Source organism: Mesorhizobium sp. B2-1-1 (genome assembly GCF_006442975.2).
Taxonomy (GTDB): domain Bacteria; phylum Pseudomonadota; class Alphaproteobacteria; order Rhizobiales; family Rhizobiaceae; genus Mesorhizobium.
In genome coordinates, this window is record NZ_CP083954.1 from 4,737,998 (window position 1) to 4,761,950 (window position 23,953).

Annotated in this window: 20 protein-coding genes; 10 read left to right on the forward strand and 10 right to left on the reverse strand. The window is 63.7% G+C overall.

The genetic code is table 11. From position 1 onward, the window contains the following. Positions 1 to 73 precede the first annotated feature (73 nt). The 3 genes from FJ972_RS23305 to FJ972_RS23315 form a co-directional block, all read right to left on the reverse strand. A complete protein-coding gene (locus FJ972_RS23305; RefSeq protein ID WP_140520869.1) occupies positions 74 to 1,219 on the reverse strand; it encodes an efflux RND transporter periplasmic adaptor subunit in 1,146 nt (381 codons plus the stop codon). A 56-nt stretch (positions 1,220 to 1,275) separates the two neighbouring features. Then, on the reverse strand, positions 1,276 to 1,884 hold the full coding sequence (locus tag FJ972_RS23310) for a TetR family transcriptional regulator (protein WP_140497843.1): 609 nt from the start codon (positions 1,882 to 1,884) through the stop codon (positions 1,276 to 1,278). A gap of 412 nt (positions 1,885 to 2,296) precedes the next feature. Continuing rightward, positions 2,297 to 3,949 carry an acyl-CoA synthetase gene (locus tag FJ972_RS23315; RefSeq protein ID WP_140520870.1) on the reverse strand — a complete coding sequence of 551 codons (1,653 nt, stop codon included), beginning with the start codon at positions 3,947 to 3,949 and terminating at the stop codon, positions 2,297 to 2,299. A 193-nt stretch (positions 3,950 to 4,142) separates the two neighbouring features. Here FJ972_RS23315 and FJ972_RS23320 point away from each other — a divergent pair, with 193 nt between their 5' ends. The 4 genes from FJ972_RS23320 to FJ972_RS23335 all read left to right on the forward strand — a co-directional run bounded on the left by FJ972_RS23320 (position 4,143) and on the right by FJ972_RS23335 (position 7,856). Continuing rightward, entirely contained in the window at positions 4,143 to 5,108 is a 966-nt protein-coding gene (locus tag FJ972_RS23320) for a sugar-binding transcriptional regulator (RefSeq protein WP_140497839.1), read from the forward strand. A gap of 79 nt (positions 5,109 to 5,187) precedes the next feature. Further along, positions 5,188 to 7,242 carry a bifunctional aldolase/short-chain dehydrogenase gene (locus tag FJ972_RS23325; RefSeq protein ID WP_140520871.1) on the forward strand — a complete coding sequence of 685 codons (2,055 nt, stop codon included), beginning with the start codon at positions 5,188 to 5,190 and terminating at the stop codon, positions 7,240 to 7,242. Positions 7,243 to 7,324: 82 nt separating this feature from the next. Next, entirely contained in the window at positions 7,325 to 7,582 is a 258-nt protein-coding gene (locus tag FJ972_RS23330) for a type II toxin-antitoxin system RelB/DinJ family antitoxin (RefSeq protein ID WP_140520872.1), read from the forward strand. Between the two features lie 49 nt (positions 7,583 to 7,631). Next, on the forward strand, positions 7,632 to 7,856 hold the full coding sequence (locus FJ972_RS23335; RefSeq protein WP_413466301.1) for a type II toxin-antitoxin system YafQ family toxin: 225 nt from the start codon (positions 7,632 to 7,634) through the stop codon (positions 7,854 to 7,856). Between the two features lie 74 nt (positions 7,857 to 7,930). Here the strand turns inward: FJ972_RS23335 and FJ972_RS23340 are convergent, their stop codons facing one another. From FJ972_RS23340 to FJ972_RS23350, 3 genes are all read right to left on the reverse strand, one after another. Beyond that, a complete protein-coding gene (locus FJ972_RS23340; protein WP_140520874.1) occupies positions 7,931 to 8,983 on the reverse strand; it encodes a substrate-binding domain-containing protein in 1,053 nt (350 codons plus the stop codon). Positions 8,984 to 9,023: 40 nt separating this feature from the next. Continuing rightward, positions 9,024 to 10,019 (reverse strand): ABC transporter permease, encoded by a 996-nt coding sequence (locus FJ972_RS23345; RefSeq protein ID WP_140520875.1) that lies wholly within the window; start codon positions 10,017 to 10,019, stop codon positions 9,024 to 9,026. Between the two features lie 92 nt (positions 10,020 to 10,111). Continuing rightward, on the reverse strand, positions 10,112 to 11,623 hold the full coding sequence (locus FJ972_RS23350) for a sugar ABC transporter ATP-binding protein (protein ID WP_140520876.1): 1,512 nt from the start codon (positions 11,621 to 11,623) through the stop codon (positions 10,112 to 10,114). A 134-nt stretch (positions 11,624 to 11,757) separates the two neighbouring features. On the opposite strand from FJ972_RS23350, the gene mtnK reads away from it, so the two are divergent. Beyond that, positions 11,758 to 13,029: an S-methyl-5-thioribose kinase gene (gene mtnK, locus FJ972_RS23355; protein ID WP_140520877.1), complete on the forward strand. Its 1,272-nt coding sequence runs from the start codon at positions 11,758 to 11,760 to the stop codon at positions 13,027 to 13,029. Then, positions 13,026 to 14,120: an S-methyl-5-thioribose-1-phosphate isomerase gene (gene mtnA / locus FJ972_RS23360; protein ID WP_140520878.1), complete on the forward strand. Its 1,095-nt coding sequence runs from the start codon at positions 13,026 to 13,028 to the stop codon at positions 14,118 to 14,120. Before mtnK ends, mtnA begins: the two co-directional genes overlap by 4 nt. Before the next feature lie 37 nt (positions 14,121 to 14,157). Here mtnA and FJ972_RS23365 read toward each other — a convergent pair whose 3' ends face one another. From FJ972_RS23365 to nanR, 4 genes are all read right to left on the reverse strand, one after another. Continuing rightward, positions 14,158 to 14,958, reverse strand: coding sequence for a sugar phosphate isomerase/epimerase family protein (locus FJ972_RS23365; RefSeq protein ID WP_140520879.1), 801 nt, complete (start codon positions 14,956 to 14,958; stop codon positions 14,158 to 14,160). A gap of 57 nt (positions 14,959 to 15,015) precedes the next feature. After that, positions 15,016 to 15,861, reverse strand: a complete 846-nt coding sequence (locus FJ972_RS23370; RefSeq protein ID WP_140520880.1) for a phosphogluconate dehydrogenase C-terminal domain-containing protein — start codon at positions 15,859 to 15,861, stop codon at positions 15,016 to 15,018. Between the two features lie 46 nt (positions 15,862 to 15,907). After that, positions 15,908 to 17,170, reverse strand: a complete 1,263-nt coding sequence (locus FJ972_RS23375) for a ribulose-bisphosphate carboxylase large subunit family protein (protein WP_181173452.1) — start codon at positions 17,168 to 17,170, stop codon at positions 15,908 to 15,910. Positions 17,171 to 17,274: 104 nt separating this feature from the next. Further along, positions 17,275 to 17,988: a transcriptional regulator NanR gene (gene nanR / locus FJ972_RS23380; protein WP_140520882.1), complete on the reverse strand. Its 714-nt coding sequence runs from the start codon at positions 17,986 to 17,988 to the stop codon at positions 17,275 to 17,277. Positions 17,989 to 18,348: 360 nt separating this feature from the next. On the opposite strand from nanR, the gene FJ972_RS23385 reads away from it, so the two are divergent. From FJ972_RS23385 to FJ972_RS23400, 4 genes are all read left to right on the forward strand, one after another. Next, the gene (locus FJ972_RS23385) at positions 18,349 to 19,371 is read left to right on the forward strand and encodes an ABC transporter substrate-binding protein (protein WP_140520883.1); all 1,023 of its coding nucleotides are present in this window, start codon (positions 18,349 to 18,351) and stop codon (positions 19,369 to 19,371) included. A gap of 74 nt (positions 19,372 to 19,445) precedes the next feature. Beyond that, entirely contained in the window at positions 19,446 to 21,926 is a 2,481-nt protein-coding gene (locus tag FJ972_RS23390; protein ID WP_140514658.1) for an ATP-binding cassette domain-containing protein, read from the forward strand. After that, positions 21,923 to 22,972 carry an ABC transporter permease gene (locus FJ972_RS23395; RefSeq protein ID WP_140514656.1) on the forward strand — a complete coding sequence of 350 codons (1,050 nt, stop codon included), beginning with the start codon at positions 21,923 to 21,925 and terminating at the stop codon, positions 22,970 to 22,972. Before FJ972_RS23390 ends, FJ972_RS23395 begins: the two co-directional genes overlap by 4 nt. Positions 22,973 to 23,076: 104 nt before the next feature. Continuing rightward, positions 23,077 to 23,904: a phosphogluconate dehydrogenase C-terminal domain-containing protein gene (locus tag FJ972_RS23400; RefSeq protein WP_140497811.1), complete on the forward strand. Its 828-nt coding sequence runs from the start codon at positions 23,077 to 23,079 to the stop codon at positions 23,902 to 23,904. The last annotated feature ends 49 nt before the right edge of the window (positions 23,905 to 23,953 follow it).

Here is a 23,953-nt window from a genome sequence, read left to right on the forward strand (position 1 = left end):
CCCGGAAACCATGGCCTGCCCGGTCTTGCGGCTCGCGCCGCCAAGACAGGGGGGCTTTCGTAGTGCCTGGCTGTCAGCGCAGGCTGCTGGTGGCAGCGTCGTCCGCCGCCGAGGCGGACTGCTGGAGACTATCGCCGGACAGCTTGACCTTCAGATTGTCGGTCATGAACTGGGTGCCAGCGGCAACCACGACGTCGCCCTGCTTGAGGCCGTCGGCAACCGCGACGCCATCGGCGGTGAAGTTCGCGATCTTGACCGGACGCGAATGCACGGTGTCGCTGCCGCGGTCCACGGCCCAGACGATCTTCTGGCCGTCCTTTTCAGCCAGGGCGCTGAGCGGGATCGAGACCAGCTGGGTCTTGCTGTCGATCGAGGCCTGCACGTTGGCGGTCATGCCGAGCAGCACGCGCGGATCGTTGGGAAGCGAGACGCGAACGGCGAAGGTACGCGACTGCGGGTCGGCGCTGCCGGCCACTTCGCGGACCTTGCCGGCAAGCGTCAGCGCATCGTCCGCCCAGAAGCTTGCCTTGACCTCCTTGCCCGGCCTGAAGCCGGCAATATCCATTTCCGGCACCGCGATCAGCACTTCCTTCTCGCCATCGACGGCAACCGTCATCACGGGCGTGCCGGCACCGACCACCTGGCCGACATCGGCACTGACCGCGGTGACGATGCCGTTCTCGCTCGCCTTGAGGTCGGTATAGTGGACCTGGTTCTGAGCCTGGGCGAGGGTCGAGCGGGCGGCATCGCGCGTCGCGACCGCCTGGTTGTAGGCCAGCGTCGCCTGCTCGAGCTGCGATTTCGGCGCGAAATTCTTGGCATAGAGCTGCTCGGCGCGCTTCCTGGCGAGATCCATCGTCTCGACCTGGCGCTCGGCGGCGTCAAGGCTCGCCGCGGCGCTTTTGACCGAAAGCTCGTAATCGGAGGGATCGATGCGGGCGAGGACGTCGCCCGAGGTGACATGCTGGCCGATGTCGACGAGCCTCTCGGTGACCTTGCCGGCAACGCGGAAGCCGAGATTCATCTCGGTGCGGGCACGCACCGAGCCGGAATAATCGAGCTGGCGGGTGGTCTGCGCCGCGCCGATCTCGACGACCTTGACGGGGCGGATGATATCCTTGACCTCCGCCTTCTCCTGGGAACAACCGGCAAGGCCGAGCGACGCGACGATCAGGCCGGCAACCGGCAGCCAGCGGATAATGGAATTGGACGAAGACACCTTAGCACTCCCAAACTGGAGATTGATTGTCGTTACCGGCGCCCGGCGGGCGGCGGCTACTTCTTCAAGGCCTTGATCGCATAGTCGATGAGGTCGTCGGGCATTGCCCGGTTGGTCTTGGCAAGACACTGGGCCACCATCTGCGGGTGGCACAAAATGACCGTGGCCGCGCCGAAGCAGCGCGACGCAATCACCGGATCCTGCTCCCTGAATTCGCCGGCCGCGATGCCCTCGCGGATCACCTCGGCAAAAAGATCATGGATACTGTCGACATGCTTGTCGATAACGCCCCAATCGCGCTCGAGGGCGACGATGACCATCTCATGGACCTTCTGGTCGTCGAGCATGACCTCCATGGTCATCTTGTACTGCGCGTGCACGTAGCGCCGCAGCCGTTCCTCGGCGCTGATCGGCAAATGCATGATCTCGTAGGCCATCCTGTAGCTGGCCCCGAGCATCCGGCCGCAGACCGCCTGGTGGATTTCGACCTTGGAAGCAAAGAAGCGATAGATGTTGGCTGGCGACATGCCGAGTTCGCGGGCAATGTCGGCGACATTGGTCTTGCCGTAGCCATAGTGCCGGAACAGGCGCTCGGCGCAATCGAGAATGCGCGTTACATTCTCCTGGCGGGCGGCATCGGCGACGAGGTTGGCGGTTTCGGACATAGCCTCTTTCGATTTACTAGTGATGAATTTTGATTTTCGTCACTCGTAAATCGAAAGGAACGCGATGTCAACACGGATTCGGCGTACGCGTACAAAATGGTGACAGATGGTGACAGTCGCAGGTGTGCAATGACCGACGTTGCCGATTGCGAATGGCGCTCATCCCGTCATCATCAAGGGCGTAGCAAGGAGCGGAGCGACGCGCAGACTCTCAGAATCCATGCTGCGACCTCTGTCGGAAAAAATAACTCGCTCAAAGGGTTAGGCCGACCAGCATCCACAATCTTGGAAGGCCATTGTCGGCCGTCGGATCACGGCTGCCGGGTCGCGGCATGGAGCCTAGGGCTCCGCGACGGAGCTTCGCTCCTGCAACGCTCTGGGATGACCAACTCGCGGATGCTGGTGCAAACTGCTACGAGTTGGCGCTGCCACTCTTCGCCATCTCCCTTAGCCGGAATTTCTGGATCTTCCCCGTCGAGGTCTTGGGGATCTCGGCGAACACCACCGCTTTCGGCAGCTTGAAGCGGGCAAGCAGCGCGCGGCAATGCTCGATGATCTCTGCCTCGGTCGCCGTCTTGCCAGGCTTCAGCTCGACATAGGCGACCGGCACCTCGCCCCATTTCTCGTCCGCCCGCGCCACCACGCCGCAAGACGCAACGGACGGGTGCTTGTAGAGCGCGTCCTCGACCTCGATCGAGGAAATGTTCTCGCCGCCCGAAATGATAATGTCCTTGGAGCGGTCCTTGAGCTGGATATATCCATCCGCATGCATGACGCCGAGATCGCCGGAGTGGAACCAGCCGCCGGCGAACGCCTCGTCGGTGGCCTTGCGGTTCCTGAGATAGCCTTTCATGACGATGTTGCCGCGAAACATGACCTCGCCGATGGTCTGGCCGTCGGCGGGCGTCTGCGTCATCGTTTCGGGATCCATCACCGTGAGGCCTTCGAGCGCGGCGTAGCGGACGCCTTGCCTGGCCTTCCTCGTGGCCCTCTGCCCCTTCTCCAGATGATCCCACTCATTGTGCCATTCGTTCACCACCGCCGGGCCGTAGGTCTCGGTCAGACCATAGAGATGCGTGACGGCGAAGCCGGCATCGGCCATGCCGGTGAGCACCGCTTCCGGCGGCGGCGCGGCGGCCGTGTTGAAGGTGACGGCTTGCGGGAACTGGCGCTTGTCCTCATCCCTGGCGTTGATCAGCACCGACATGACGATCGGCGCGCCGCACAGATGGGTGACGCCATGGTCGGCGATGGCGTCGTAGATCTGCTTCGGCCGAACCCAGCGCAGACAGATATGGGTGCCGGCCTGGACGGCCAAGGTCCACGGAAAGCACCAGCCATTGCAGTGGAACATCGGCAGTGTCCACAGATAGACCGCGTGCTTGGCCATGCCGGCATGGACGGTGTTGGCGTAGGCCATCAGCGCAGCACCCCGATGATGATAGACGACGCCTTTCGGGTTGCCTGTCGTGCCCGAGGTGTAGTTGAGCGAAATGGCGTCCCACTCGTCGTCTGGCATCGACCAGGCGAAATTCTCCTCGCCCTCGGCAACGAAGGCCTCGTAATCAAGAGTGCCGATGCGACCACCCTTCGGATAGGGAGCGTCCGCGGCGTAGTCGGGATCGTCATAGTCGATGACCAGGGGCTTCACCTTGGCCAGATCGAGCGCTTGCCGAACCACTCCGGAGAATTCGCGATCGACAATAAGCACCCTGGTCCCGGCATGGTCGAGCTGGAAAGCGATCACGGCGGCGTCGAGGCGAGTGTTGAGCGAATGCAACACCGCCTTGGTCATTGGCACGCCGAAATGTGCCTCCAGCATCGGCGGCGTGTTCGACAGCATCACCGTCACCGTGTCGCCCTTGCCTATGCCGCGCCTGGAGAGCGCCGAGGCGAGCTGCAGCGAACGCCGCCAGAAATCGCGATACGTCACGCGCTGCCGGCCATGGATGATGGCGACATGATCGGGATAGGTCTTGGCTGCCCGCTCCAGATAAGTGAGCGGCGTCAGCGGCTGGTGGTTGGCAGCGTTCCTGTCGAGATCCTGTTCGTAAGGGTTGCCCATCGTGTCCTCCCCGTATCTCCCTTTGCCGACATGTTCTAATCACAGGCTGGGGCCGCGTCACCAGCAACGATGCCACGACAAAGCGCGTCTGGCGCAATGATGATCTAGATTTGGCGCGCGTAAAGGCATCGCGTACCTCCGCGCGGTTTGACTTTTGTCGAGAGCCGTGACTAATGTCAGCCGAGGAGAAGGCATGGCAATCCGACCGGCAGAACAACTTATCCACAAGGCCGCCTGGCTCTATTATGCGCATGGCCTGCGCCAGGACCAGGTGGCGAGCCAGCTTAACATTTCCCGCGCCTCGGTTGCCATGTATCTGCGCAAGGCGCGAGAGACCGGCATCGTCAACATCTCGACCTCGACCCAGCTTTTCACCGACGACGTCATGGCGCGCAAGCTCGAGGATGCACTCGGTCTCGACGCGGTCTGGATCGCGCCGGAAAACGGCCATATCGCCGATCCCGCCACCGACATCGCGGTGCTGGCGGCGAGCGTCTTTCTCGAACTGGTGAAAAAAGGCGACCGCATCGGCGTCGCCTGGGGACGCACCGTCTACATGATCGCCGACATCATGTCCTACGCCGATCTCCAGGATGTCACCGTGGTGCAGCTCTGCGGCAATCTCGGCGCGCCATATTCCTATCGTCCCGACCAGTGCACGATGGAGATCGCCCGGCGGCTCAACGCCAAGGGCATCAATTTCTACGCGCCGCTCGTGCTGACCACCGAAGAGCTGGCGCGCGGCCTGCGGGCCGAGCCTGTAATCCGCGAACAGCTGTCGAGCATCCACGAATGCGATCTGGCGCTGTATTCGGTCGGCGCCGTCGATGCCGACAGCCATCTGGTCAAATGCGGCGCGCTGACATCAGACGAAATGGCCGACCTGCGCAAAGCAGGGGCGGCCGGCGTCATTGCCGGGCAGATCATCGATGCCGAGGGCAAGGTGCTCGACTGCGGCTACAACCGGCGAGTGATCTCGGCGGAGCTTTCCTCGTTGCGCGCCATTCAGAAGCGGCTGATGGTGGTGCAGGAAAACAGCAAGTTCGAACCCCTGCTCGCGGCGATCGCCGGGGGCCTTTGCACGCATCTGGTGGTCGGCGCCGATATGGCGCAGCGGCTTCTGGATCATGCCGGAGCGCCAGGCAAAAAGGTATCCTAGAGACCATTCCTGCCGCGCCCGTCGTCAAGGCGTCGCGGCATTCCTGTTTCACCACTATGACAGCAACCGGACGAATCTAATGAAGAACCTGTGGAACGACGGCGACGCGGAGAAGATGGTTGCCGACTATGCAAAGAAAGGCGTCGGACGCGACCTCGCGCTACGCGTCTACACGACGCGCCTGCTGGGCGGCGAACCGCGACTGGTGCTGCATGGCGGCGGCAACACCTCCTGCAAGACCAAGGCGACCGATCTCGTCGGCGACGAATGGGACGTGCTGTGCGTCAAGGGCAGCGGCTGGGACATGGCCGTCATCGAGCCGCAGGGCCTGCCGGCGGTGAAGATGGGCGCGCTCATCAAGGCGCGCGCGCTGGACAAGCTCTCCGACGAGGACATGGTCGCGCTGCAGCGGGCGAACCTCATCGATCCGTCCTCGCCCAATCCTTCGGTCGAGACATTGCTGCATGCCTTCCTGCCGCACAAATTCGTCGACCACACGCACTCGACCGCCATCCTGGCGATCGTCGACCAGGAAGACAGCAAGCCGCTGGTGAAGACGGTGTTCGGGACCAAGATGGGCTACGTGCCCTACATCATGCCGGGCTTCGACCTCGCCAAGGCGGCGGCCGACGTCTTCGATGCCGACCCTGATGTGGAAGGACTGATCCTCGACAAGCACGGCATCTTCACCTTCGGCGACGACGCCAAGCAGGCCTACGATCGGATGATCCACTATGTGAATGTCGCCGAGGAGTATGTAGCCAAGCATGCCAAGCCCAAGGCGGCAAAGGCCGCGCTTCCGGCGAAGCTCGCGACGCCGGCTTCCATCGCTCCTATGTTGCGCGGCGCCGTGGCGGTGGCACGCGGCGAAGGCCGCTTCGACCGCATGATCAGCGATTTCCGCACCTCGGATGCGATCGTCGATTTCATCAATTCGGCCGAAATCGCCGACTACGCCGCGCGCGGCGTGTCGACGCCGGACCTGTCGATCCGCATCAAGACCGGGCCGATGGCGGTGCCGGCGCCAGATGCGGACAAGGCCGGCGACTACAAGGCCGTCATCAAGAACCATGTCGACGCCTTCGCCAAGGAATACCGCGCCTATTTCGAGACCAATGACGCGCTCGACGACGTCAAACGCACCATGCTCGACCCGATGCCGCGGCTGACGCTGGTGCCGGGGCTCGGCATGTTCGGCCATGGCCGCACGCTGAAGGATGCCAGGATCGCTTCCGATGTCGGCGAAATGTGGATCGAGGCCGTGCGTGGCGCCGAGGCGGTCGGCCGTTTTCATCCGCTTTCCAAGGCCGACCTGTTCCCGCTCGAATACTGGTCGCTGGAACAGGCCAAACTCGCCTCCAACAAGCCGAAGCCGCTGACCGGCCAGATCGTGCTGATCACTGGCGGTGCCGGTGCGATCGGCGCCGCGACAGCCAAGCTTTTCGCCGACAATGGCGCCCATGCGGTGGTCGTCGATCTCGATGGCGAAAAAGCCGCTGATGCGGCCAAGAAAGCGGGCAACAATTCGATCGGCGTCGCCGCCGATATCACCGATCCGGACCAAGTGCGTGCAGCCTTCGACAAGGCGGTCGCCCTGTATGGCGGCGTCGACATAGTGGTGTCCAATGCCGGTGCCGCCTGGGAAGGCCGGATCGGCGAACTTGACGACGCGCTGCTGCGCAAGAGCTTCGAGCTCAATTTCTTCGCCCACCAGTCGGTGGCGCAGAACGCGGTGCGCATCATGCTCGAACAGGGTACCGGCGGCGCTCTCCTGTTCAACACCTCCAAGCAGGCGGTCAATCCGGGTCCGAAATTCGGCGCCTATGGCGTGCCGAAGGCGGCGACGCTGTTCCTGTCCCGGCAATATGCACTGGATTACGGCGCGCATGGCATCCGTTCCAACGCCGTCAATGCCGACCGCATCCGCTCCGGGCTGTTGACCGACGCCATGATCGCAAGCCGTTCCGGCGCGCGCGGTGTCTCGGAAAAAGAATACATGTCCGGCAATCTGCTCGGCCAGGAAGTGACCGCGCAGGACGTGGCGCAGGCTTTCCTGCACCACGCGCTGGCCGACCGCACAACCGCCGACGTAACGACGGTCGACGGCGGCAATATCGCGGCGGCGCTGCGGTAGCACGGTCACGCATAGCGCACAGGAGGCTTGCAAGAACACCAGCGTGTAGCTACATTGTGGCTCAAACTCAAGGAGTCACAATATGGCAACGGATACGGTTGTCCGCGCTCGAATTGATACGGCGACAAAGGACCAGGCTACCGAAGCCCTGGCGGCAATGGGACTGTCGGTCTCCGACGCCATTCGCCTGCTGCTGGTCCGCGTCGCCGCCGACAAGGAATTTCCCTTTCCGGTGAAGGTGCCGAACGCAACCACCCAAAAGGCCATTGCCGAATTGGAAAAAGGCAAAGGCAAGCGTTTCGCGTCAGCCGACGAATTGTTCAAGGATTTGGGCATCTGACATGCCCACGCCCGTTCACTCCGGGCAATTCCGCAGGGACGTTAAGCGCATGGAGAAGCGTGGCAAAGACCTCGCTAAATTGCGCGAGTTGTTGGGCCTGCTCATCGCCGGACTGGAACTGCCGGCGCGTTATAAGGATCACCCTCTAAAAGGCGACTGGAAAGACTATCGGGATGCGCATGTAGAACCGGATTGGCTCTTGATCTACCGCATTGCCGACGATGAGCTGCGGCTTGCCCGCACCGGCTTCTACTCCGATCTGTTCAACGAATGAAGACAGCAAAAAAGCCGCCTGCAGTTGCTGCAAGCGGCTGTTCCAAGTGTGAGCGAATTGCAATATCGATTGGCCTACTTCGCGTTCGGGTTCGGCATCCAGGCCGGCATCGCGACATCGGCGTGGGCGAACTGCGGCAGCTTGGCCGACAGGTCCTCCATGTTCTTGATGTCCTTGTCGAGAAGGTCCTTCTGGGTGATCAGCGTCGGCGGCACGACGACGTTGTGGCCGGGGTCTTCGCCGGCCAGCAGCTGCGCCAGCGCACGCACCGAGACCTGGCCGACGACGGCCGGGTTGGTGGCCGCGGTTGCCGCCCAGGCGCTGTCGGGCTCGCGCATCGCCGCAATGTCGGAGGTCGAGATGTCGGCCGAATAGATCTTGATGTCCTTGTTCAGGCCCGCCTCGTCGACGGCGATCTTCACGCCCTTGGCGAACTCGTCATAGGGAGCAAACATCACCTTGATGTCGGGATGGGCGGTCAGCACCGAGCGCGCCTGGTTGGCGACCGAGTTGGCGATCGGGTTGTCCAGCGTGCCGAACATGGCGACTTCGTTGATGCCCGAGTATTTCTTCTTCACGTCGACCCATGTTTCATTGCGGCGGTCGAGCGGCGCTATGCCCGCGACATAGACATAGCCGGCCTTCCAGCTCTCGCCATTGTCCTTGACCGCCTGCTCGAGCGCGAGGCGCGCAAGGTCGCGGTCTGACTGCTCGATCTGCGGGATCTTGGGGTTTTCGACGTTGACGTCGAAAGCGACCACCTTGATGCCGGCGTCGACCGCGCGCTGGGCGGCGTCCTTCATCGATTCCGTCAGGCCGTGCTGGATGATGATACCCTGCACGCCAAGCGCGATGGCCTGGTCGACCATGTCGGCCTGGAGGGCGGCGTCCTGGCGGCTGTCGAGCACGCGCAGGTCGACGCCGAGGGCCTTGGCCTGCGCCTCGACGCCGGACAGATAGGCCTGGAAGAAGTCACCGGTCGAGAGATAGCGCACCAGGGCGATCTTGACGCCAGGCTTGTCGAACGGTGCCGGGCGATCGGCAGCCAGGGCCGTCCCCTGCATCAGCAACGCCGCGCCGGCGAGCCCGAGCGCTGCCTTGCCCAAAAGTCTTCTTGTGATGTTCACGTCGTTTCCTCCACTTGTTGAAATGCAACCCGGTCGAAATCTATGTCCTGCCCCTGCCGGAAAGAGCGAAGGTGAAGACAAGGGCGACGACCAGAACGGCGCCCTTGATGAAATCCTGCGTGTAGTACGGCGCGTTCATCATCGTCAGGCCCTGCAGCAGGACACCGACGAAGACCGCACCGACGGCCGTGCCGAACGCGTTCGGCTTGGCGGCGCCGAGCACCGCGTAGCCGATCAGCGCCGCGGCGACGGCGTCGAGCAGAAGATTATTACCCGAGGCGATGTCGCCGCGTCCAAGCCGGGCGGCGAGCAAAATACCGCCGATCGAGGCAAAAACTCCTGAAATGATATAGGCCCAGATTTTGTATGCCTTGACAGGCGCGCCGGCGAGTTCGGCGGCGCGCTCATTGGAGCCGACTGCATACATCATGCGGCCGAAGCGGGTGTATTCGAGGAAGAACCAGATCAGCACCGCGAGCACCGCCAGGACGACGACCGAGACCGGAACGAGATTGGGAATGAAGAAGTCGAAGCGGTGGCGGCCGAGCGCCAGGAACGCCTCGCCGAACTTGCCGTTGGCGACCGAGCCATCGGGCATGGTCATGCCGGTGGCGATCGAGCGGCCTTCGGTCGGGATACGCTGCAGGCCGACCAGCAGGAACATCATGCCGAGCGTCGCCAGCAGGTCCGGCACGCGCATATAGACGATCAGCCAACCATTGATGAGCCCAACGATAACGCCGATCAGCAGGCAGACGATGACCGCGATGACAGCGTTCTGCTCCAGCACGACCATGACATAGGCCGCCGCCATCATGGCTGACGTGGCGACCGAGCCGATCGACAGGTCGAAACCCCCAACGACCAGCGTGGCGGTGACACCAAGCGCCAGCACGCCGGTGATGGCGACCGACTGGAAAATGAAGACCGCGCTTTGCGGCGAAACGAAACCGTCGGCGGCGATCGCGAAATAAGCGACGAGCCCGAACAACAGGACGATGAAACCGTAGCGGATGGCGTGGTTGCGCTGCGTCATTCAGCGCCCCCGCGCGCCGCTGCCGTTTTTACCCAACTCGAACCCATGCTCTCCATTCCAATTGTCATCGTCAGCTCTTCAATTCCAGCCGGTCAAGCCGCGCGGTGCGGCAGCCCGCCGGCCACCTCGGCCAGCAGGCGATCGAGATCGATGTCCGCGTTGCGGTGTTCGCCGACGATGGTCTGCTCCGACATCACCAGGATACGGTCGGCCGTCTCCAGCGCCTCGTCGAGTTCGGTGACGAACAAAAGCGTCGCGCGGCCATTGGCGCTTGCCCTCAGCTTGGCGGCGATGTCGCGCCTCGCCGAGATGTCGACGCCCTGAAACGGCTCATCGAGAATGAACAGGCTTGCATCCTGCGCCATCCAGCGGGCGACCATCACCTTCTGCTGGTTGCCGCCGGACAATGCCGACATCTCGTCCTTCTCGGAGCGGCAGACGATGCCCAGTTCCTGGATCTGCCGGCGCGCCGTGGCGCGTTCGAGGCGGCGCTTGAGCACGCCCAGGTTCGACATCCGCCTCAGGAACGGCAGGCTGACATTGCGCTCGATGTTGAAGCCGCCGACGATGCCGCTGGTGGCGCGATCCTTGGCGATGAGGAAGACGCCGGCGGCGATCGCATCGCCGGCCGAGCGCGGCGCGTAGGGTTTGCCGTTCATCGTCATGGTGCCGGCGATCGGCCTGCGCACGCCGAATAGCGTCTCGGCAAGCGCTGTCTTGCCGACGCCGACCAGCCCGGTGACGGCAACGACCTCGCCGTCGCCAAGGGTCAGCGAGATCGGCCTGGCGCCCTGGGCGATGCGCAGGCCTTCGACGGTCAGCACCGCCTTGGCCGAGTGCCTGGCGACGATCTGGTCGAGGTGGATCTTGCGGCCGAGCATGGCATTGACCGCACCTTCGTAGTCGAGCGGCTTCTTGTCAAAGACGCCGGACACGGCGCCGTCGCGCATCGAGACGATGCGGTCGGCAAGCCGCCTTATGTCGGACATGCGGTGCGAGATATAGAGGATCGCCACGCCTTGCGCGCGCAGCCTGTCGACCAGCGCAAAAAGCCGATCGGCTTCGGCGCTCGATAGCGATGAGGTGGGTTCGTCGAGGATCAGCACTTTCGGCTGATGTGCCAGCGCGCGGGCAATCGCCACCATCTGGCGATCGGCCAGCGAGAGATCGCTGACGCGCGCCTTCAAGTCGATCGCCAGGTCCATGCGGTCGGCAACCGCCTTGGCCTCGCGACGCACACGGACCGGGTTGAAGAGCACCGGGGCGCCACTGCCGCTCAGCCTGTCCAATGTCAGATTGGTCGCCACGTCAAGGTCGGCGACGACACCGTCATTGATGTTCTGGTGAACGGTGACGACGCCAGCGCGGATCGCTTCCGCCGGTCTTCCCGGCGCAAAGTCCTGGCCGGCCAGGGTCATGGTGCCGCCGTCGCGCTCGTAGACGCCGCTGACGATCTTGACGAGGGTGGATTTGCCGGCGCCGTTGGCGCCCATCAGGACGGTCACTTCACCGGCATGGAGTTCGAGCGAGACGCCGCCAAGCACCTCGTTGCGGCCAAAGGATTTCCTCAGTCCCTCTACGCGGAACACGGCATTGCCGACCATGCGTTCCTCCCTGACGGTGACGCTATGGGCTACATCGGCAATTGTCAACACGATTGACAATTGCCAGAGCGCTACCTAGCTTGGCCCCGCCGCCGTGGCTCCGCTACTATAGGGGACGAGCAGGAGAGGTGAGGATGACCGGGAAGACGCCGTTCGAAGCACTGTCGGTGGAGACGCTCGCCACGCGGCTCGGCAGCAACGAGGCGCTCACCCAGCGCATCGGCGAGGACACCAGCCGCTGGAAGGTGCGCGAGGTCGGCGATGGCAATCTGAATCTCGTCTTCATCGTCGAGGGCGACAAGGGCGCGGCTGTCGTCAAGCAGGCCCTGCCCTATGTCCGGCTGGTCGGCGACAGCTGGCCGCTGCCGCTGAAGCGTTCCTTCTTCGAATATCACGCGCTGACACGGCAGGAGGCGCGCGCGCCGGGCTCGGTGCCGGCCATCTACCATTTCGACGAGACCCAGGCGCTGATCATCATGGAGTATCTGTCGCCGCACATCATTTTGCGGCGGGCGCTGATCGAGGGCCGGCAATTGCCGAACATCGCCAGGGATATCGGGCTGTTCATGGCCCGCACCCTGTTCCGCGGCTCCGACTTCTCGATGGTGACCAAGGATCGCAAAGCGGATCTGGCGCTGTTCGCCGACAATGTCGAGCTGTGCGACATCACCGAGAACCTGGTGTTCTCCGACCCCTACTTCGACGCCAAGATGAACCGGCACACTTCGCCGCAACTCGACGCCCTGGTCGCCGAGTTGCGCGCCGACCGCGACCTCAAGGTGGAAGCGCAGCGCCTGAAGCATCTGTTCGCCGCCAATGCAGAGACATTGCTGCATGGCGACCTGCATTCCGGCTCGATCATGGTCACCGATACAGAGACCAGGATGATCGACCCTGAATTCGCCTTCTACGGGCCGATGGCGTTCGACGTCGGCATGCTGCTCGCCAATTTCTGGATGGCCTACTTCTCGCAGCGAGGCCATGAGCAAAACGGCAAGCGCGACGCCATGCGCGCTTATCTGCTCGATGTCACAGCGCAGACATGGTCGGTATTCCGCACCGAATTCTCGCATCTGTGGCGCACGGAGCGCAACGGCATGCTTTATCAAAAGAGCTTGTTCGAGGATCAGGGCGACAGGCTGGGCGCAGAACAGGCGCTCGACCATGTGCTGCACCAGATATGGGACGACCTCCTCGGCTTTGCCGGCATCGAGGTGCACCGGCGCATCCTCGGCCTCGCCCACAATGCCGATTTCGAAACCATTGCCGACGAAGACCTGCGCGCCACATGTGAAGCGAGGGCGCTGAAGTTCGGCCGCCACATCGCCGTCAACAGGCGTCATATTCACAGCATCGACGAGGTCAACAACCTGGCCGCGCTGATCGAACAGGAGAACCGCATTTGAACGTCGGCGAGCGCCACTATCGCACCATCTGGCTGAGCGACGATGGGCGCTCGGTGGAGATCATTGACCAGCGCTGGCTGCCGCATGACTTCCGTATCGTGAAGGTCGACACCGTTAATGGCATCGCCACCGCCATCCGCGACATGTGGGTGCGCGGCGCGCCGCTGATCGGTGTCACCGCTGCCTATGGCGTTGCCATGCAGATGGCGGACGATCCGGCGGATGCCGCGCTCGATGCCGTCTGGGAGACGCTCCACGAGACGCGTCCGACGGCGATCAATCTGCGCTGGGCGCTGGATGAGATGCGGCGCTTCCTGCGGCCGCTGCCGACGGAACAACGCGCCGCAGCCGCCTATCGGCGCGCCAGCGAGATCGCCGACGAGGATGTCGGGCTCAACCGCGCCATCGGCGAGAACGGTCTCGCCATCATCAAGGACATCGCGGCGCGCAAAAAGCCGGGCGAAACCGTCAACATCCTGACCCATTGCAACGCCGGCTGGCTGGCTACCGTCGACTACGGCACGGCCACCGCGCCGATCTACCTGGCAACGGAGGCCGGCATTCCGGTCCATGTCTATGTCGACGAGACGCGGCCGCGCAACCAGGGCGCCCAGTTGACGGCTTGGGAGATGGCCGGCCACGGCGTGCCGCATACGCTGATCGTCGACAATGCCGGCGGCCATCTGATGCAGCGCGGCGCAATCGACATGGTCATCGTCGGCACCGACCGCACGACGGCCGACGGCGACGTCTGCAACAAGATCGGCACCTATTTGAAGGCACTCGCCGCCGCAGACAATGACGTGCCGTTTTACGTTGCGCTGCCTTCGCCGACCATCGACTGGACGGTGGGCGACGGACTTGCCGAAATCCCGATCGAGGAACGCTCCGGCGACGAGGTTTCGCTGGTGTGGGGCAAGACCGCGAGCGGCGAGATCGCCCAGGTGCGCGTCTCGCCGGAAGCGACGCCCGCGGCAAACCCCGCCTTCGACGTGACGCCGGCGCGGCTGGTCACCGGCCTGATCACCGAACGCGGCGTCGCCAAGGCCTCGCGTGAAGGGCTGAAGGCGATGTTCCCGGAGCGTGGATAGCCGGCTCTCGCAAAGGCAAGGAACCACCTTTCGCTGTTCAGAAGGTGCTGCTCTTTGCGATCTCCAGCGAATTGACGAAATCCAGTGAACGCCGCAGCGCGCTCCGAATGGTGGCGATATCCACCGGCGCGCTCCGCCGTTGGGGATCACGGCGCTGCGGGCGCCGCAGCCGCAATGGCAGTTCGATGCTGACCGGCAGCGTCGCGGGAAGCGTTGCCCAGTACGGTTCGTAGCCGATCGAGCCGTCGCCGATAGCGCAAAATGTCCATCCCTCCCCGGTGCTGACGACATCCTTCAGATGAGCATGCCCAACGGCATCGATGGCATCAGCGATATCTTGCGCCGGCTGCACCGTCTCGTTGCTGTAGGTAAAGACATTTCCGGCGTCGTGGTTCAGGCGCACGTGTCGCGATCCGATGTCCCGAATGAAGCTTGCCCCCATCCGGGCACTGCCGAGCAGATCGCCTTGGCCATGTCCGGGGTTTTCAAGCGCCAGGACGATGCCGACTTCCTCCAGCCTCGGCAGGAGGGCGTCAATCGTTTTGCGGATCGCCGCGCTGTTTCTCGCCGGGCCGGCATTGGTAATCAGGAAGGACGCGCCAAGACCGGCGGCAAAGCCGATGCGGCGGGACAAGGCGTCGACGGCATCGGCCCCCGACAGGTCGAGATGAGCCGACACGGCATTGATCCCCAGCCCGGCATGTTCCGCTGCCTGGCGCAACTTCGCGGCGTGCGCAGCCGCAAACATGCCTTCGTCGAAATCGACATAGCCGCGGATGAAGGCCGGCTCGACATGGAGGGCGCCGGCCGCCGCAATCTCCTCGAGGGCCAATTCCATGGGATAGCCATCGAAGAGCGCGGTCGATACCGAGGTCCGGCGCGGCGAAGGCAGGGCTCAGGCTCCCTTGCCGTAGACGATCAATTCCGAGGCTTCCTTGACCTTGGCAGGAGACAGCGCTTCGCGCCAATCGTCACGGACCACGACGCCCTTGGCGAACCGCATCAGGCGTAGCGCCGCATCGGACGGCACTTTCGGAGAGAAGCCGAACCACATGGCGATCTCGACGTTCAGATGGCCTATCAGGAAGTCCATCGCGGCCTTCCTGGGAATGCCATATTTGCGTTCGCACTCCTCGACAGCCTCGACCATGGTGTCGACGAAGGGCATGGCCACCATTTCGGACAGGCCCGGCTCCAGGATCGCCAGTTGTTCGACCGTGACGCGATGGCTGTCGATGATCGGCGACCACATGGCCCTGCACACTTCCTCGCCAAGCGCATAGTGCTCTTCCGGACCTTGCATCAGGGCACAGACGATCGATTGCCTGGCGATGCCGCCATGGTAATCGCGACGCGCGGCCCATTCCGTCTCTTCGCCGAACAGCGGCGGATGGCAGGGATGGCCGACGAAATAGGTGAGATCCGGCCGATCCGCGGGCAAGTCGCCGGCATAGGGCGCTGCCGCATCCAGAATGAGGATCATGGTGCCCGCGGCAAGCATCGGCGAAATCTGGCGCGCCACCTGGCCGATGATGTTGTCCGGCAGAGCCATTACCACCACCTTGGCGCCGGGAATGCCCTCCTCCATGGCGACGGCGCCGATATCGGCCTCTCCCAGCCGCTTGCGGCCGGCCTCGCCGATCTCCACGGCGCGGACATCGTAGCCCGCTTCGATCAACTTGCGCGTCACGCGGAAGCCCATCTTCCCTCCGGCCCCAAGCACCGCCACGGATGTCGTCATTTGCTTTCTCTCCCATTTGCCTTGATGGCGCGCCGATGGCGCAGATTCAGCCGAACGCTTGCAGCGCGGCTTCGAGCTCCGGATGCGTGGCGGCGTAGTCGCGTGCGGGAACCCCTGCCGCCGCGGCTTCGAAAGCATCATGCAGGCTTCGAACGCCGGCGGCCGGCCCGCCTGGATGCGCCATGATCCCGCCGCCGCAGCAATAGATGAAATCGTCCGAGCCGAGCCTCGTATAGGTCTCGGCCGCCTGCACAGCGGTCTGTCCAGACGAAAACACCGGCATGACCGTATCGGGACGGCCAGCCCGCTCGAACATCGGGGTGAGACAGCCATGGGCCGACGCCATCACCGATTCGTCCGGCTCGCAGAACTTGTTGGACAGCCCGTTGACGTGCATGTGGTCGATGCCCGCCAGACGCCAGAATTTCTGATAGGCGAGATAGCTCATGCCGAGATCGGGAGAGCGGCTGAAGAGGCCCCAGCCGGCCCGATGGCCGTGCAGCGCAACGGCGGAGTGGCGACGCATCTCGATGACGGCGGACAGGCCGACGGAATTCAGGACCAGCATGGCGCAGGTCCCGCCACGGCGCTCGATCAGATCCAGCTGGCGACGCATGGCGTCGATGTCACCGGAAATGTTGGCCGCATACATGACCTTGCGCCCGGTCCTGTCGGCGTGCCCGTCTATCACCGCCATGACCGCTTCGTACCGGTGTTCGAACGGCGAATGCGGAGGGTCCCCCATCAATTCGTCGTCCTTGATGAAATCAAGACCCGCGGCAATCAGCGTGTCGGCCAGGGTCGCGGTCTCCTGCGGGGTAAGACCAACGCTCGGCTTGACGATGGTGCCGATCAGCGGGCGTCCTTCGACGCTTGTCAGGCGACGCGTTCCCTCGACGGCGAAGGCCGGCCCTGGGTAGGCATCCGCGAAGGCATCGGGAAAGGTAACGTCGAGGAGACGCATGGCCGAAAAATGATGCAACTCGAACAGATTGCCGAGAACCGTCGACCAGACCGAAGGCAGCACTGTTCCCGTATTCTCGATGTTCCAGGAAAGGCCCACCTTGGCCCGGCGCGGCCTGACGGTGGCATTTTTTGGCGAGCGCGAGAACGGCAACGCCTCGCTGTCGACCTCGGCAACATCGCTGATGAATTCGACGCGGGCTCCGAACTTGCGCAGCAGCTCCGGCGTTTCTCCGGGTATGGCGCGGAAAGTCCCGCTTGATTGTTCGCCCGCCATCGCAGCCGCGGCAACCTCCAGCGGGTAGCGGGTTTCGATCAGATAGGTGGCGCGGAGGCGACCGGACAATGCAGGCTTCCCGACTGGAATGACGTTCACGGAGTGACCGTTAGCACCAAAAAGAAATCATGTCATCATATGAGTTTTCTCGGGCAAAAAATTTCGACGGCCGCTCAGCTGGCTCCGCCGCCGGCCAGTTTCGAATAGAGCTCGTTGGCGCGGCCAATGTGGTCGGCCATTGCCGCGCTCGCGCCTTCCGGATCGCCGCCGGCGATTGCCTTGTAGATCCGCTCATGCTCCTCGACCGTCAGCCGCTCGGCGCCTTTCATCGCCACCAGATCCCGCTTGAAACGGGACAGCCATTCGAGCATTCCCTTCGCCACCGCCGCTATCATCGAATTGCCGCTCATCTCCGCAATGACGGCGTGGAACTCCATGTCGGCAGCTACAAACCGGGCTTGGTCGCCCTTTGCCTCGCGCAAATGACGCAAGGTCTCCGCGAGGCGTTCCAAACTCTTGGCCGTAGCGCGCCGCGTGGCTATCCGAACCAGGCCGGTTTCCAGCAAGAGCCTGACTTCCTTGAGTTCTTCGAGCCCGCGAGAGTTCGTCGCCAGCATCATGACCATCGCCGCGGAGACCTGATCGACGATGACATCAGGCGTCGGATTGATGACGCGGGCACGTTCTCCGTGCGAGATCCTGATAAGTCCCATCTGCTGCAGCGACAGCATCGCTTCCCTGATCGAGGGCCGGCCGACGCCGATCATCGTCATTAGTTCCTTTTCCGACGGCAATTGAGAGCCGGGCGGGAATTCGGACGTCGAGATTGCCGCCATCAGCCGGTCAAGCACCTCCACATACAATTTCTTTTTCTGGACCGGCTCCATCTGTCCCTCCCTGGGGTGTTCGCGGAACAATCGATCCCGAGTCGCGTCGGCAGACAAGGGTCGCGCCATCGATTGACATTACATATATGATGACCTAACGTCCGTCTACGGCCGACTTTGGACTGGTCACCAGTTGCTGGAGCAGGCCGGCTCCGTTTGGCCAAGGAAGAACGAAGCTGACGGCCGAGCTTCGTCTCGTCCTTAAATCGAAGGAGGTTTCGGCAATCGAGGTTCCGGTGCCCGCTTGCCTATTTGGTATGCTGGTATAACATGTAGCTGGTATGGCGTCTTTCGGAGGACGTCGTAACGGAATGGCAGAAGGCCGACGTATCGGCCGGTGTTTTTTGGGAGGAAAATATCATGAAGTTTTCAACCGTGGCGGCGCTTGCCGGCGCCGCGCTGGTCAGCGTCTCGGCTGTGCCGGCAATGGCGTCACCGGATGCGCCGGTGATCGCGCTCGCCAACGCCTATTACGGCAACACCTGGCGGCACCAGATGGTGGAGGCTTTCGAAGCCTCGGCCAAGGAAGCCAAGGCGGCCGGCCAGATTGCCGACTACATCGTCATGAACGGCGACGGCTCGGTGGCGCAGCAGAACAGCCAGATCGCCGAGCTGATCCTCAAGAAGGTCGACGTGCTCGCCGTCGATGCCGCGTCGGAAACCGCGGTCAACGGGATCATCGAAAAAGCCTGCAAGGCCGGCATCATCGTCGTTTCGTTCGATTCGGTCGCCTCGGCGCCCTGCAACTACCAGCTCAACTTCGACTTCAAGGGCTACAAGGCAGCCCAGGCCGAGGCCGTCTTCAAGATGATCGGCGGCAAGGGCAACGTCATCCAGGTGCGCGGCGTCAAGGGTTCGGCGCCCGACAACGACATGTTCAACGCGCAACAGTCGGTGCTGGCCAAATATCCCGATATCAAGGTTGTCGCCACGGTCTATGGCCAGGCGACCGCGTCGGTCGCACAGGCGGCCATCGCCAACGTGCTGCCCTCCCTGCCGCATGTCGACGCCGTGCTCGCACAAGGCGGCAGCGACGATGTCGGCATCGCCCAGGCGTTCGTCCAGTATGGCGGCGACTATGCCGGCAAGATGCCGATCATCGAAGGCGGCGGCGGCACCGACTTCGTCAAATGGTGGGCCGAGGAGAACGCCAAGAACGGCTACCAGACGGTCTCGATGAACACCACGCCCGGTATTGGCGGCGCCGCGTTCTGGCTCGGCCTGTCGCTGCTCAAGGGCGCCAAGGCACCCAAGATGATGATCATGCCGGTGGCCACCGTCGATGCCGGCAACCTCAAGGAATATGCAAAGCTGCCTGGCGGCCAGATCATCAGCCCCAGCTATTCGCTCGACTGGGTCAAGCAGAACCTGCTGAGCAAGTAAGGTTGGCAATGCCAGGGACCGGGCGCCGCGGAACGGCCGCGCCCGGTCCCTGCCCGTGAAGAAACGGAGGACGAATGTCCCATCTCGCCGTAGCCCCGGAAGGCGCAGCCGCCGCGGTGCTCGCCGATCCGACCCGGCAGAGCGTTGTTTCGCTTTCCGGGATCACCAAGAGCTTCGGACCGACGCTGGCGAATGCAGAGATCGACCTCGCCGTCTCCACCGGCGAGATCATCGGGCTGGTCGGCGGCAACGGCGCCGGCAAATCGACGCTGATGCGCATCCTGTGCGGGGCGATGTGGCCGACCCTGGGCTCGATTTCGTTTGCCGGCCAGAATATCGGCTTCGCCGGCTACGACACGGCGGAAGCACAGCGCCGCGGCATCCGCATGGTGCACCAGGAATTGTCGCTGTGCGCCAACCTCTCGGTGGCCGAAAACTTCTTCCTGGAAATTCCGGCGGATGCCGCCAACCGGCCGGGCTGGCGGGCACTCTACAGGGCGCGCGCCCGCTCGGCGCTGGACGCCGTCTTCCCCGCAAACGGCATCGATGTGAATGCCGAAGTCGGCCACCTCTCCATCGCCGAACGGCAAATGGTCGAGATTGCGCGCGCCGCCGCGACCCCCGGTGTCAAGCTGATCGTTCTTGACGAACCGACCTCCTCGCTCGATCTCGATCGCTCGAGACAGTTGCGGGCCTTCATCCGCGAGCGGGCCAAATCCGGCCTCGCCTTCATCTTCATCAGCCACAAGCTTCAGGAAATCATCGACATCGCCACCCAGGTGGTCGTGCTGCGCAATGGACGCACCGCCTGGCGCGGCGATGTGGCCGAGACGTCGATCGGCAGGCTGGTGCAGCTCATGGGGGGCGACGCCAACTCGATCCACCAGCATGGTACCGCCACCACCGGCAGCCGCGAAGCGCTGGTGCGATTGTCCGGGTTCCTGACGGCCGAACTCGGCCGCGACATCGAGATCGGCCGCGGTGAAATCATCGGATTGGCAGGCCTCGAAGGCAGCGGCCAGAAGGAGTTGCTGCACGCAATCTTCAAGCCCGATTCCGGAACGGATGCGGCCGTCGCCAGGAACGGTGAAGCCGGTTTCATCGCGGGCGACCGCCAGAAGGAAGGCGTGTTCCCCTTGTGGAGCGTGCTTGGGAACATCAGCATCGGCGCCCTGGCACGCCGCCCGGCGCTGGGCCTGGTCTCGGACCGCGCCAACCGCGCGGCAGCGGCGGATGCCGCCGGCCGGCTGCGGCTCGACGAAACCCGCTTCGGATCCAACATATTGGAGCTCAGCGGCGGCAACCAGCAGAAGGCGCTCGTCGCCCGGGCGCTCGTCGCCGACACGCCGATCGTCCTGCTCGACGACCCGACACGCGGCGTCGACATCGCCACCAAGCAGGACTTCTACCGCCTCTGCAACGACATTGCGCGAGGCGGGCGCACGCTCATCTGGCACACGACCGAAGATGCCGAACTCCTGGCCTGCGACCGCGTGCTGGTGTTTTCAGGCGGCTGCATCGTCAAGGAACTGGCCGGCGAGGCGATCACGGAATCAGCCGTCGTTGGAGCGTCCTTTGCCCAGCAGACGGACAAAGCCGCCAGTGCGGGACGCAGCGGCGCTGCCGGCGCCGGGCTTGCCCGCAGGCTGGTGAATGCTGCCCCCTTCATCGGCCTCGCCGCCGTGCTGGCGGTGATGATCTCGGCCAATCCGGCGGTCGCCTCCATTTTCGGGCTCGACCTCTTGCTGATGCCGGCGCTGTCGCTGGTACTGGTGACCGCGGCGCAGATGTTCATCGTCGGCGGCAGCGAGATCGACCTCGGCGTCGGCGCGTTCGCGGGGCTCGTCAGCGTGCTCAGCGCCACGCTGCTCTACGACCAGCCGTGGCTCGGCGCGCTGGCGCTGGCTGCGGCGATCGCCGCCTATGCCGGCCTCGGCGGCCTGATCCAGGCGCGCAAGATCCCGGCCATCGTCGTCACGCTGGGCGCGTCCTTCATCTGGGTCGGGATAGGCTATGCGCTGCAGCCGACGCCGGGCGGCGCCAGCCCCGAATGGCTGTCGGCAATGTTCAACTGGTCGCTCGGCTTCGTGCCAACCTCGATCATCCTCATCGCCGCGGTGGCAATCGTGGTGTTCGTGATCGACCGGCTGCCGCTCGGCGTGGTGCTGCGCGGTTTCGGCAACAATCCGACCGCGATGATCCGTTCCGGCTGGTCGCCGACGCGCTACGCGCTGGTGCGCTACCTCGTCGCCGGGCTGTTCGCCGCCGCCGCCGGCCTGTCGCTGACGGCGATCAATACGGCGAGCGACATCAATTCCGGCAATTCATTCACCCTGCTCAGCGTCGCCGCCGTGGTGATGGGCGGCTGTTCGCTGTTGGGCGGCGTCATCTCGCCGGTCGGCGCCGTCGCCGGCGCGGTCACGCTGGCGTTGATCGGCGCCCTGCTCGGCACGCTGAGCGTGAGCAGCGACTTCAATGCGGCGACGCAGGGATTGATCCTCATCGCCCTGCTGACCTTGCGCAGCCTGACCGCGGACCGCAGGAGCGAACAATGAACGCGCTTGCCGCCTTCAGCCCTTGGGCGCAGAAAAACCGCTGGATCTGGTCGGCGATCGGGGTGCTGCTGCTCTGGCTGGTGCTGTCCATCGTCACCAACCGCTTCAGCCTCTCCAGCCTGTCGGGCATCGTTCTGTCGGCCTCGTTCCTAACGGTCGTCGGCATCGGCCAGATGTTCGTCGTCACCACCGGGCGCGGCAATATCGACCTTTCCGTGGCCTCGGTGATCACGCTCAGCGCTTTCGTGGCGCTGCTGACCATCAAGGGCCAGGACGCCAACCTCGCCGTCGGCGTCGGCGCCGCGATCCTGCTCGGCCTTGCGGTCGGCGCTCTCAACGCGCTGCTCGTCGTCGGGCTGAACATACCGGCCATCATCGCCACGCTGGCGACGGGCTATGTGCTGGCAACCGCAACGCTGCTGTCGAACCGCGCGATATCGGGCTTCGCCGTCAGTCCGCTGTTGAAGACGCTGGCGACGGGCCGCGTCGCGGGCGTGCCGATCATGGCAGTCATCGCCATCCTGGGCGTCGCCGCAACGTCGTTCGTGCTACGCTATACCGTTTACGGACAACTGCTCTCGGCAGTCGGCCAGAACCGCGCGGCGGCGCGGCTAGCAGCGATCCGCAACAACCGGGTCATCGCCTCGGCCTTCATCATCTCCTCGGTGCTGGCCTCGCTCAACGGGCTGCTGCTGGGCGCCTATATCGGCGGCGCCTTTCTTGAAATGGGCCAGCCCTATCTCCTGCAATCCATCGCCGCGGTGGTGCTGGGCGGGACGCTGATCTTCGGCGGCTCCGCGACGGCGCTCGGCACATTGTTCGCCAGCATCCTTTTGATCCTCATCGTCACGACCATGCAGATCATCGGCCTGCCGCCCGGCGCGCAGGACATCGTCCAGGGCATCGTGGTCATTTTCGTTCTGGCGCTGGCCGGCCGGCAGGTGCTGTCGCGGCGCGCCGCCATCGACCCCGCCGCCCTCGAGAGCGCAGCCGGCGACGGCACGGCGAAACCTAAGGCGGGCGCTGCGGCAATCAGGCCGCAGTGACAAAGCAGAGAATGATTTCTCTTGCCAAGATGGTAGAGTGATCATACCAGTATATAAGGTGACGATTGGCGAAACCATCGTTCAATGTTTAGGAGCAAGGCTAGATGACGACGATCGCGCTGTTCGGTGCCGGCGGCAAAATGGGTTACCGCCTATCGACCAATTTCCGCGGCTCGCCCTATACGATCCGCCATGTCGAGGTCAGCGACGCCGGGCGCGAGCGGCTGAAGACCGGGCTGGGCTTCGATACGGTCAGTGCCGACGAGGCGCTGGAAGGCGCCGAGGTGGTGATCCTGGCGGTTCCGGACACCCATATCGGCAAGGTCGCGGCAAGCATCGAAAGCAAGCTTGCGCCGGGCACGATGGTGATCGTTCTCGATGCCGCGGCGCCGTTTGCCGGCCATTTGCCTGATCGTCCCGACCTGACCTACTTCGTCACCCACCCCTGCCATCCGCCGATCTTCAATGACGAAACCGACATGGCGGCCAAGAAGGATTATTTCGGCGGCGTCAAGGCCAAGCAGCACATGGTCAGCGCACTGATGCAGGGACCGGAAGCGGACTACGCCAAGGGCGAGGCCATCGCCAAGATCATCTGGGCGCCGGTGATGCGCTCGCACCGCGTTTCCGTCGAGCAGATGGCGCTGCTCGAGCCCGGCCTTTCTGAGACCGTGTGCGCCTCGCTGCTGGTGGTCATGAAGGAAGCTGTCGACGAGGTCGTGGCGCGCGGCGTCGACCAGCAGGCGGCCCTCGATTTCCTGCTCGGCCACATGAATGTGCTCGGCGCCGTAATCTTCGGCGAAACCAAAGGCGTGTTCTCCGACGCCTGCAACAAGGCCATCGAATTCGGCAAGCCGGTGCTGATGCGCGACGACTGGAAGCGGGTCTTCGAACCGGAAGAGATCGCAGCCAGCATCCAGCGGATTACCTGAGCGGCCGCCGCTTAGATACAGATCACCTGAATTAGTGGTTGACTCATTA